General features: G+C 35.0%; 9 protein-coding genes. 4 read left to right on the plus strand and 5 right to left on the minus strand.

Annotated features, from left to right (window positions below; all coding sequences use genetic code 11):
• Positions 1-25: 25 nt before the first annotated feature.
• The 5 genes from ACFOY7_RS01890 to ACFOY7_RS01910 form a co-directional block, all read right to left on the minus strand.
• On the minus strand, positions 26-2,413 hold the full coding sequence (locus ACFOY7_RS01890; protein WP_390249216.1) for a glycoside hydrolase family 31 protein: 2,388 nt from the start codon (positions 2,411-2,413) through the stop codon (positions 26-28).
• A 14-nt stretch (positions 2,414-2,427) separates the two neighbouring features.
• On the minus strand, positions 2,428-3,732 hold the full coding sequence (locus ACFOY7_RS01895) for a TRAP transporter large permease (protein ID WP_390248837.1): 1,305 nt from the start codon (positions 3,730-3,732) through the stop codon (positions 2,428-2,430).
• A 2-nt stretch (positions 3,733-3,734) separates the two neighbouring features.
• Positions 3,735-4,226: a TRAP transporter small permease gene (locus ACFOY7_RS01900; protein ID WP_390248839.1), complete on the minus strand. Its 492-nt coding sequence runs from the start codon at positions 4,224-4,226 to the stop codon at positions 3,735-3,737.
• A 42-nt stretch (positions 4,227-4,268) separates the two neighbouring features.
• Entirely contained in the window at positions 4,269-5,270 is a 1,002-nt protein-coding gene (locus ACFOY7_RS01905; RefSeq protein WP_390248841.1) for a TRAP transporter substrate-binding protein, read from the minus strand.
• Between the two features lie 315 nt (positions 5,271-5,585).
• A complete protein-coding gene (locus tag ACFOY7_RS01910; RefSeq protein ID WP_390248843.1) occupies positions 5,586-6,134 on the minus strand; it encodes a glycerol-3-phosphate responsive antiterminator in 549 nt (182 codons plus the stop codon).
• Between the two features lie 344 nt (positions 6,135-6,478).
• Here ACFOY7_RS01910 and ppc point away from each other — a divergent pair, with 344 nt between their 5' ends.
• The 4 genes from ppc (at position 6,479) to ACFOY7_RS01930 (ending at position 12,062) form a co-directional block, all read left to right on the plus strand.
• Positions 6,479-9,235, plus strand: coding sequence for a phosphoenolpyruvate carboxylase (ppc, locus tag ACFOY7_RS01915; RefSeq protein ID WP_390248845.1), 2,757 nt, complete (start codon positions 6,479-6,481; stop codon positions 9,233-9,235).
• A gap of 172 nt (positions 9,236-9,407) precedes the next feature.
• The gene (locus ACFOY7_RS01920) at positions 9,408-9,689 is read left to right on the plus strand and encodes a spore morphogenesis/germination protein YwcE (RefSeq protein WP_390248847.1); all 282 of its coding nucleotides are present in this window, start codon (positions 9,408-9,410) and stop codon (positions 9,687-9,689) included.
• Positions 9,690-9,883: 194 nt separating this feature from the next.
• On the plus strand, positions 9,884-11,005 hold the full coding sequence (locus tag ACFOY7_RS01925) for a glycerate kinase (RefSeq protein ID WP_390248849.1): 1,122 nt from the start codon (positions 9,884-9,886) through the stop codon (positions 11,003-11,005).
• Positions 11,006-11,111: 106 nt separating this feature from the next.
• Positions 11,112-12,062, plus strand: a complete 951-nt coding sequence (locus tag ACFOY7_RS01930) for a ribose-phosphate diphosphokinase (RefSeq protein WP_390248851.1) — start codon at positions 11,112-11,114, stop codon at positions 12,060-12,062.
• Positions 12,063-12,238 lie beyond the last annotated feature (176 nt).

Raw genomic sequence — 12,238 nt, forward strand, 5'->3', positions numbered from 1 at the left:
TTTAACCATGAATATAATAGTTTTATTAAATTTCTACGATAAGATTCTGATTATTGGCATGTAGTTGACCATTCACTTTAATTCCACGTTCTTCATTTTCCGGAAGATACAATGTTAAGCGATGAAATGGAAGCTTGTATTCTCCTTCAATTTCTGTGTGTATTTCGATTAGATCCTCATTACATTCCATTTTGACTTTAATAAAGGTATAGATACCTTCTTTATAATTTAATGTATTACCATCATCTTCATAGATCCATTCTTCTGAAACTCCTGTTCCTGCATATGGGAAAAGTAATACTCCCCGTTCTTCTTCTGTACTAGAGAAGCTAATTTCGCCATCCCTAATCGGAATAATAGATCCAGCTTGTGCAAACATTGGTATTGTATTTAGTGGAGCATCAACGGTTATATCCAGTCCGCCTTGATAGTACTCCTCTGTATTAACATCATACCAGCCATGAATGTTATCCGGTAAGTATACTTCTCTATGGCGAGCACCTTTTTCGACAACATTACATATCATTAAGTAATCACCAACGATAAAATCGTCATTTTCCACAAAAGTATTTGGATCATGTTCAAATTGATACAATGTTGGTGTTAAAATAGGTTTATACTGATCATGCGCTTTATATAATGCCTGATATAAAAATGGGATCCATTTTACCCGTTCCTTCATTAACCCTCTGATTACATCTAAATATTCAGGATACATCCAAGGTACATTAACAGTTTTATCATCATTCCAAGAATGGATCGTAAATCGCGGATGGAAAATTCCGTTCTGAATCCAACGAACAAATAATTCCGGCTCTGGTGCTAAACCTGAGAAACCCCCGACATCGTGACCAAAATTATATACACCGCTCATGCTTAAACTCAGTCCCATTTTAATGTTATAACGGATGGTTTTCCATTCCGTAAAATTATCCCCTGACCATGTTTGTACATATTTTTGAAGACCTGCAGCACCAGATCTTGAGATTAAATATGGACGGATATTAGGAAAATATTCTCGCTGTGCTTCATAAGAAGCTTTCATCATAAGCATTGTTTGGATCGGCTTAATGTAACTTACAGGTATTTGGTCACCAAAGCCGTTTGCAACTGCGTCTTCGTCCCAAATTTCATATTCATTATTATCATTCCATGTAGAATCAATGCCGTATGACAATAGTTGTTCTTTAACTTTACTCTTCCACCATTCAAAAGTACCCTCATTCGTGAAGTCTAAATATGATCCTGTGTCATCCCAAAACTGGGAAATTTCTGGTTCACTCGTATCTTTTGAAAGAATAAAATAATTCTTCTCAGCTAACTCTTCATACAGTGGATGATCTTGCAATAGTGCAGGTTTTATATTTGCACAAAGTTTTATACCGTTACTATGGAAATTCTCAACCATTTCATCTGGTGAAGGTATCTTGGTATAATCCCAGTTAAATACATAACGCTTATCCCCAATACTTGTATACCCTGATGATAGCTGGAAGGAATCACATGGAATATCAAATGCTTTGCATGATTCAACAAACTTTTTCAATTGTTCTTGTGCATCTGGTTCATCAGTATAAGTCATTGTTGAGCCCGAATAACCTAAGCTCCATTTCGGTGGCATAATTGTTTTACCAGTTAACCGTGAAAATGTTTGAACTATATTACTAATGTGCGGTCCTAAAATAAAGTAATAATCTAAGTTCCCTTTATTTGCATGATAATATTTATACCACCCATGGTAATTATCTAATTCGTTGCCTAAATCAAAGACAGAATCACTATAATTATCATAATACAATCCGTAGGAGATTCCTTTTTTGCTGTTGTAAGTGATATAGTATGGGATATGCTTATACAATGGATCGGTATTTTCTGCATCATAGCCCATCGCATCAATTGTTTGCATACGATATCGTTTCCCAGCCTTATTTAATGGTCCTCCTTTTTCACCTAATCCATAATAGTATTCATCTCTTGTTCTTTCAAGATAATGGTATACTCCATTCCCTAGGCTTTTATTAAAATTGTAGCTTTGTGTTTTTCGATCATTTGCAATGTTAATCCACTCATCATTTACTCTAGCAAACCAATGAAATTTCAATCCGTTTAATTCAATGTTAACTTTTATTTTATTTGTACGTATTTCAATTGACTCATCGGATTGGTTTAGCTCAAATTCAGGTAAACTGAATGGTGACAAGTCAGATTTATCCCGTCCTTCTTTAGGTATATCCTCCATTTCTGGTGTTATTGACCATGTTTTTTCTAATAATGGATGATGGTCTTCCGGCATATATACACGAATAATATCTTCTTCAAGTATATATACATGAGCAACGTTATTATCTGCATTTAATGTTACTCTATTATTCTCTACTGAATCGAGTCTGAAATAGATGTCTTTTATCATAATATGACCTCACTTTTTTATAATAAACCTAATAATCTTGGAACAAACAGACTTATCCATTCAAAATAAGTTACTAATAATAATGTAATGACTAATGGAATGTACAATATAAATAATGGTTTAATTATTTTCTCCAATGAAACATTTGCAACACTGCTTCCGACAAATAGTGCACTTCCTACTGGCGGTGTTGTTATACCGATACATAAGTTAAATACTAAAATGACACCAAAATGTACTGGATCAACCCCAATAGTTGTCACTATTGGAAGAAATATTGGTGTGAAAATCAGGATTGCAGGCGTAATATCCATAAATGTACCAATGACTAAAAGAATAACATTCATTAGTAATAAGATAATAATTGGATTATCCGATATGGATAGCAAAAAATCTGTAAGAAATTGCGGTATCCCCGCATATGCCATAACCCAAGACATAATAGAGGATGTCCCCACAAGAAACAGTACTATACCTGTCATCACAATTGTTTCTTTAAATATCTCCGGAATATGAGACAGTTTAATTTCCCGATAAATTGCTGCTAGAATAATAGAATATACTACAGCTACTGCCGCTGCTTCAGTCGCAGTAAAAATACCTGCTACAATCCCGCCGATGACAACAACGATTAATGACAGACTTGGTAATGCATCTATTACAACACTAAGGCCTTGTTTTAAAGAAACCTTATCCGCAATTGGATACTTTTCTTTTTTCGCTATAAAATAAGCCACAATCATAATGGAAAGCCCCATCAAAATTCCCGGCAAATAACCAGCCATAAACAATGCAGAGATCGATGTCCCGCCACTTACTAATGAGTAAACGATAAACGCTGTAGTAGGCGGTATTAGTAAGCCTGCCGGTGATGAAGCAATGTTTACCGCTGCTGAAAATGCTGGATTATACTTCTCCTTTTTTTGCAATGGATTCATTACAGTACCTATCGCTGCAGCTGATGCAACCGCTGATCCGGAAATCGAACCGAACAGCATATTCCCTACTACGTTGGTATGTGCCAACGAACCAGGCAGTCTACCAACAACAAGCTTGGCTAGATTAATTAACCGTATGGCAATTCCACCATTATTCATAATACTGCCAGACAACATAAAGAAGATAATAGCAAGTAATGTAAAGCTATTAATACCACTAAATAATTTCTGGGCCGCTGTAAATGTTATCATTTCTATCGGAACTAAAGTTAGCCCAGCTAATATGGAGGATACACCGATACCTACTGAAATAGGAACACCTAATATCAACAGAATAAAAAACGTACCGAATAATACAATAGTTGTTACTACTGTTGCATCCATTATTATTCACCTTCTTTCTGAACAATATATTTATATTTTTTAATTCCTAAGAGTTTATAAATGATGATAATAAGCCCGCTAATTGGAATTATAGAATAAACCAGCCCTTTTGAAATTCCTATTATTGGTGTTGTTTGAACTTTTGTTATATTAACCGCATCCATTCCCCCGCTTACCAGGAAGAGCAATGCAAATAACACAATAATAATATCTACTAATATAGTAGTTGCCAATTCTCCTCTTTTATTTAACTTGTTTGTCACAAACGTTAAGGCTAGGTGTTGATTTGAACCAAAAGCATAACTAGCCCCTAACAAAGATGTCCAAATTAATAAAAAGCCTAGTAATTCGTTCGTAAATGTACTCGGACTTTGTAAGACATAACGTGAGAACACTTGCCAAATTGCACCTAAAACCAGGATAACTAGCAACATAGAAGCTACAAACAAAATAGTGCGGTCTAATATAACTTTTATTTTATCTATAATTGCCATGGAGTAATTTCTCCTTTCTCTCAATATTAGTAATATTCCAAGTTACTGATCTAGCTCATTAATCCGATCTATTAATTTTTCTAGATAGTCATCTTCCTTAAATTCTTCGTGTAATGGTTGTACTTTTTCAATAAATGGCTCTTTATCAACTTCGTTAAAAGTAACACCCATTTCTTTTGCTTTTTTAACCGCTTCCTCTATTGCTTGATTCCACAATTCGGTATGCTTTTCCCTGGTTTCTTTTGCAGCTTCTTTGAAGATTGCTTTTTCCTCATTTGTAAGACTATTCCACATGTCATCGCTTACAACAACTATATCAGGAATGTTCGTATGTTCTGAATAGGAGAAATATTTAGCTACTTCACCATGTTGGCCCGTTGTTAAAGCGGTTGGATTACTTTCCGCTCCGTCAATTACCCCTTGTTGTAAAGCTGTATATATTTCACTATAGGATAGCGGTGTCGCTGTACCGCCTAATAGTTTAACCATGTTAATTGCTGTATTACTATTCATTACCCGAATCTTTAATCCTTTTAAATCTTCTGGCGTGTGAATTGGTTTATTTGTCGTATAGAAACTGCGGGCACCTGAATCAAAGTAAGAGAGCCCAACAAATCCAATATCACTCGTTGATTGATAAATCTCCTCAGCAATATCTGATTCCATTACCTTTCGATAGTGCTCATTACTAGTAAAAATATAAGGTAATGAAAAAATAGAAAACTCTTTAGAAAATGATTCCAATGCTCCTGCGCTGACCTTTGTCATGTGAACAGTACCATTTTGAATTTGCTCTAGAATTTCAGTCTCATTACCTAAAATACCATTAGGATAAATCTCAAAAGTAACGCTTCCATTTGTCCGTTCTTCAATTTCATCAGCAAAAGTTGTTAATGCTTGATGGATGGAATGATCTTCACTCATATTGTGTGCTAATTTCACCACTTTTCTTCCCTCATTCTGAAATTCTGCATTAACAGCTTCATCGTTACTACATGCAGTAAGTAACAATAGTAATATAATACCGATAACCAGCTTTTTCATGTTTATTTCCCCCCCAATGATTACGAATGAATCAATTTAACATCGCTTTCAAAAATATCATTTACTCAACAAACTAATTAATTCCCACAATGGGCATACCCAAAAAAAGAAAAAAATCCAGACTAAAAGGTAAAAGGGCATTATTAATAACCTCATAACCTTAAAATAGCCGGATCTCCATATCTCCATATTTCGCTTTTATTAACTTGTATGAAATACACAATATATTATTTTTAAAACGCTGTCAATATGTTTGAGGAATATAATTTGATCACTAAACAAATTACCTCTCTTAGTGTAAGCAGCACCCAGCATTTATTTAATCTTCCATAGTTCAGCACGTGAAGTTGTAATCGCCTTTGCTCCACTATTGAGAGCATGATCCACATCTTCTTCTGTTTTTATTAATCCACCAGCAATAACCGGAATCCCTGTTTTATCTATAATTTCCTGAATAATAGATGGAACTATACCTGGTAAGACCTCAATATAATCTGGTTGTGTTTTCATCACTAACTCCAGATTTTTTTCAATAGCTGAACTATCAATTGCAAACAACCTCTGAATTGCAACAATGTTATTTTTCTTTGCCATAGAGATAACATTTGCCCTTGTAGAGATAACTCCATCTATTTTTACATCTCTAATTAAAAATTCCATTCCATACTGGTCAACCTTTAAACCATTGATCAAATCACCATGCACAAGAATCTTCTTATTCTTTTTCCTAATCAATTTTACTAGTTGGTTTAATTGAGCAATTCTTGTTTCCAACAAAATGATAATTGGCATCTCACTTTCTAGTACTCTCTCGAAATCTTTCATATTTCTGATAGCTGGTAGTACTCCATAAAGTTGCATCATTTATTCACCTAATTCCTATAACTTTTTTTATATTTGCAGATCTAATAGCAATCGCATAAAATATATTATGGGGTTATTTTTCCTTACCTGTATACTCTATCACACATACCGGGAATTCTGACAATTCGGACAACTCAAGTAAAAATGTTATTCTTTTCGACAATTTCATGATATTATATTATATGTGCCTATTTTTATGACTATGATGTGATTTCATTCCAGGCATATCCTCTACCCAACTCCAGCCAATATCATATGCAAGACTTCTATTAGCTTGACAATACTTAATTTATGGATGAATCCATATCAACAAGAACTAATATTTTCGAAAGGAAGTGGGATAAATGGGAGCAATTTCTGACGAAAAATCAAAAGTTTCCTTACTGCAAGATGTAAATTACTTAACAAAAATCCTAGATGACGTTTTATATCATGAAGGTGGCGAACCTTTACTTGAAATTGTCGAAAAAATTCGTAATCTTTCTAAGAAGGTAAGGGAAACAGAAGATGATGCAACACAAAAGGAAATCAAACAAACAATACAGGAGCTTGATCCTGATCTAAGAAAAAATGTAATTCGCGCTTTTGCTATTCATTTGCATTTACTAAATATTGCAGAGCAAAACTATCGTACGCGTCGACGTCGTGAGTATCAAGCTCAGGATGCTGATATAATTCAACCAGGTTCCTTGGAATTTGGAGTAAAAAAACTAGTTGATAACAATGTAACTCCTGAACAAATTACGGAACTATTGGAAAAATTATCATTGGAATTAATCATGACCGCCCATCCAACTGAGGCGACTAGAAGAACAATTTTACAAATTCACAAAAGAATTGCAAATCTACTCACTTCTTGGGATTATGCAGTAACTCGCTACTCCAAGAAAATGATTAAAGAAAGAATTGCAAATGAGATAACAATCCTGTGGCAAACTCAAGAAATCAGACAAAATAAACCTTCTGTAATGAAAGAAGTATCCAATGGTCTATACTATTTTGATCGAGTATTATTCGATGTCTTACCTCGTATTCATGACGATTTAGAAGATCTACTATACGAAAAATATAACCAAAGATGGAATATTCCTTCCTTTTTACGATTTGGTTCATGGATTGGCGGAGACCGTGATGGTAACCCAAATGTTAAAGCAACCACAACATTTGAGACACTGAAGTGCCACCGGGAATTGGTATTGAAAAAATATAATGAAGCTATCGATACATTAAAAGACCGTTTAAGTCATTCAGATTCGATTGTGAAAGTAAGTGATGAAATCCACAAATCTATCGCTGAAGATCGAAAAGCACTTAATGAAAATGGCTGGCATAAGGAAGATGAGGTATACCGTGTAAAACTTTCCTTAATGCTAAAGAAATTAGAATACACTGCTCAAGATGATGAACGCGGATATCAAAAGTCTGAAGAGCTTTTGGCTGATCTGAATATGATTCGTAATAGTATGATGTTACACCATCCAAATAGTAATCCAATCAAGTTATTAAGAAAAGTCATTCGTCAAGTTGATCTATTTGGATTTCATTTAGCTTCACTGGATATTCGCAATCATAGTGGCGAACATGAATCAGCTCTGAAGGAAGTATTAGGTAAAGTAAATATTACTGATGATTACTCAGCACTAAATGAAGAGGATAAAGTAAAAACACTGATTCAAGTATTAGAAAACCCTCGTCCGATGATTTCTATTTATGATGAATTCACGCCAGAAACTTTAGAAGTAATTGATACATTCCGCATGATCAAACGTGCACAAGATACCTTTGGACTTCGAGCAATTGAAGTGTATCTAATAAGTATGACAAGTGCAGTAAGTGACTTACTGGAAGTACTTGTACTGGCCAAGGAAGCAGGGTTATACCGCGTTTATCCTGATGGTAAAGTTGTAAGCAGAATTCATGTAGCGCCATTACTTGAGACTATCGATGATTTAAAAAATGGCCCTAGTATGATTAAGCAATTATTTGATATTCCGCTTTACAGGAAACACTTAGAAGCTCGCGGTGATTTACAGGAAGTAATGTTAGGATATTCCGACAGCAGTAAAGATGGTGGAAATATTACTGCAAATTGGGAGTTATATAAAGCCCAACAAGAAATTCATGACATTGCATCAAGCTATGGAGTTAAGCTGAAATATTTCCACGGACGCGGCGGTTCATTAGGTCGCGGTGGTGGTGCACTTTATTCAAGCATCCTTTCACAGCCGCCAGTTACCTTGGGTGATGGAGTTAAAATTACCGAACAAGGTGAAGTTCTTTCATCACGCTATTTATTAGAAGAGATAGCATACCGAAGTTTAGAACAGGCTACTTCTACTTTAATGACCTCAATTGTTGGAATAAATGATCAAACATCATTAGATCCTCAGCCAACAAAAGAGGAAGAAGAAGTAATGTCCATTATTTCTGAGTATGCATTGAAAAAGTACCAATCATTAGTGTTTGATGATCCAGGGTTTATTAAATACTTTAATCAAGCAACACCTTTACATGAACTTGGTGATTTAAACATAGGTTCACGCCCAATGAAACGTAAAGGAAGTGATCGCTTCGAAGATTTACGTGCGATCCCTTGGGTATTTGCCTGGACTCAATCCCGTCAGTTATTACCAGCATGGTATGCTGCAGGTACAGGTATTAAGAAATATTTAGAGGATACAAACAATTTAGAAATCTTTAAAAACATGTACAAACATTGGCCATTCTTTGAAGCAACAATCAACAACTTGCAAATGGCATTAATAAAAGCTGATTTAAAAACAGCGAGTGAATATGCGAATATGATGCAGGATAAGGAAATTAGCCAGCGAATATTCAGTCAACTTGAAGAAGAATATAACCTGACGAAAGAAATTGTTCTTCAAATTACTGGATTAGATGATTTACTTGATCATAAACCAAATATTAAAGAATCCGTAAGATTACGTAACCCACTAGTGGATCCATTAAATCAACTGCAAGTCTTGCTCGTTTCACAACTTCGAAACGAAGAAGAAGGCAGTGATAAATATGAAGAACTGCTGATGGAAGCATTGCTAACGATAAATGGAGTAGCAGCAGGTTTACGTAATACTGGATGATTAATATTCCAATCCTTTGGGTATACATATACCCAAAGGATTTTTTATTTTCTTTCTTCAAAAACCTAAATTAATAATGTGTCTATTTTTTGAATTAATTGTTACAAATTTTTGAACAATATGATATAATAAATGTAACCACTTACAAAAATGATACTAAGAGGTGATAATAATGGATATATTATTAATTTTCTTACTTATTTTTAGTTTTACACCATTCCTTTTATGGGGTGATAAATGGAGAAAAACAGCATTATTACAAATTCCGTTTGTTGCCGGTGCTTGGTTTACCTTTATTAAACATATGATGGTTGGTATAGCGCCAAATGAAAGTTATCTATGGATTTTGTTTATTGCTAATTTAATATATGGACACATTGCATTTACAATTATATTAATGGAATTAAGAAAATCCATGAAATTTCGTCAAAGATTTGTCCAGCAAAATTATTAAGATAGTTAGCTGTGAATTGCATATAGTAGAGAAAAGGAAGGTGACTAATCATCTTCCTTTTCATTTTTTAGTAAATGATTTACATTCTAACAACGAAGTTTTCCACACTTCAACATATTTACTCCCTCTTGTTGTTTGTACGCGTTTGCTAAAGTATAATTTATACATAAGACAAAAGGTTAGGAGGTACCAAAATGAATATTGTAATTGCCCCAGATTCATATAAAGGTAGTATGACCGCTACAGAAGTAGCTATTACAATTAAAGAAGCTCTTAAAGAAGTTGCGAATGATCAATTAACAATAAAGCCGATGGCAGATGGTGGTGAAGGCTCAATTGAAGCAATTCTCTCCTCAACTTATGGAAAAAAAGTTAGCCTCCAAACAACTGGACCTGCAGGAAAACAAATCGATACATATTATGCGATTATCGACCAAAAAACTGCAATTATTGAAACAGCACTCCATGCTGGTATTACCCAAGTACCTGAAAAAGACCGTAATCCTGATATTACAACTACTTACGGAATTGGTGAAGCAATTAACGATGCAATTGACAAGGGATGCAATAAGATTATTGTCGGATTAGGTGGAAGCGCAACCAATGATGGCGGATTAGGTATGCTCCAAGCCCTTGGGATGAAGGCATATGATAAAAATAAAAATGAATTGGGGCCATTCGGGAAAGACTTATTAATGGTTGAAACAATTGATTTATCCGGTCTACTCCCTAAATTAAAATCGATTGACTTCAGTATTGCATGTGATGTTGATAACCCCTTATGTGGACAACATGGAGCGTCTTTTGTCTATGGACCGCAAAAAGGGGCAACAAACATACAAATCAACACATATGATTTAGCATTACTAAAATATGCTGATTTAATCGAGAAGTGTCTTAATATGCAATTAAAAGAAATGCCAGGTGCAGGTGCTGCGGGTGGACTAGGCTTTGCTCTTTTAGTATTAGGCGGTCAACTAGAATCTGGTGCTAAATTAATTGCGAGAGCAACCAAGCTAGATGAAGCGATAAAGGATGCAGATCTCGTCATAACAGGGGAAGGTCAGAGTGATGAACAAACATTGTATGGAAAGGCTCCCTCCTTTGTGGCAGATATAGCGAAACAATACCAGGTTCCTACCATTTTACTTTCAGGAGGTTTAGGGGAGAATATTGATCCACTCCGGGAGAAATTTGCAGGTTGCTTCTCTATTGTTAATAAACCATTATCACTCCAAGAATGTATGGATAACAGTAAAGAACTATTATATGCACAAACAAAACAAATCCGTACATTAATTCAACATTTTCAATAGGGATAACTTGTTTCCTTCTCCTATATTTGCGATAATTATGTAGGAAATCTTATCGCAGAAAATGACAAAAATTGTCATCGAGGACAAACTATAGGAGGGCTTTTTCTTGAACGACACGTACTCCAATTCCAAGCTTAAAGTATTTTCGTTAAGTTCCAATACTCCACTAGCAGAAGAAATCGTTCAACATATCGGCATTGAACTAGGACAATCATCTGTTAAGAGATTTAGTGATGGGGAAATTCAAATAAACATTGAAGAAAGTATCCGGGGGTGTGATGTGTATGTAATCCAATCCACTTGTGATCCGGTGGAAGATAACCTTATGGAACTATTAATCATGACCGATGCCTTAAAAAGAGCTTCGGCAAGGTCGATAAACTTGGTTATCCCATACTATGGTTATGCGCGCCAAGATCGTAAGTCCCGGGCACGTGAACCAATCACTGCAAAGCTAATTGCAGACATCATCCAAAAAGCTGGTGCTAACCGAGTAATATCAATTGATTTACATGCACCTCAGGCTCAAGGATTCTTTGATTTACCAGTTGATCCAATTACAGCTGTACCAATCATCGGTAGTTACATACAAAATAAACAATTAGAAGATATTGTAGTTGTAGCACCAGATCACAGCAGTGTCTCTCGTGCCAGACAACTTGCAGATCAACTGAAGGCACCTATTGCAATTGTTGACAGAAGAGGACCGCGGGAGAATGCGTCTGAGATCAATATTGTTGGTGAAGTAGAAGGTAGAACAGCAATCATTATCGATGATATAATCGATACAGGACGAAGAATTTCAACAAGTTCTCATGCTTTAGAAGCACATGGTGCAAAGGAAGTGTTTGCTTGTACGACCCACCCGGTGTTGTCAGGTCTTGCAGTAGAAAAGATTAATGAATCAAATGTTATAGAGCTTATTGTCACCAACACAATCTTATTACCAAAGAACAAACATTCGGATAAAATTACTCAGCTTACTGTAGCACCAATAGTGGCAGAAGCAATCATAAGATTGTATGAACACCAATCGGTAAGTTCATTATACAAATAATCAAAAATGTCGGGGAAAACATCAAATTCTTTGTGAATTTGGTGTTTTTATATATTTTTTTTCAAATTCTATGTATAAATAAAACCATATAGCCCTATGAAAAAAAGTGCACTTCTTCTTACACATCCAGAGACTACCATTCAATTAAATACATCCTGCCTTATTGTGAATGAGCA

It is taken from the genome of Gracilibacillus xinjiangensis (genome assembly GCF_042651765.1).
In the GTDB taxonomy this organism is placed as follows: domain Bacteria; phylum Bacillota; class Bacilli; order Bacillales; family Amphibacillaceae; genus Gracilibacillus; species Gracilibacillus xinjiangensis.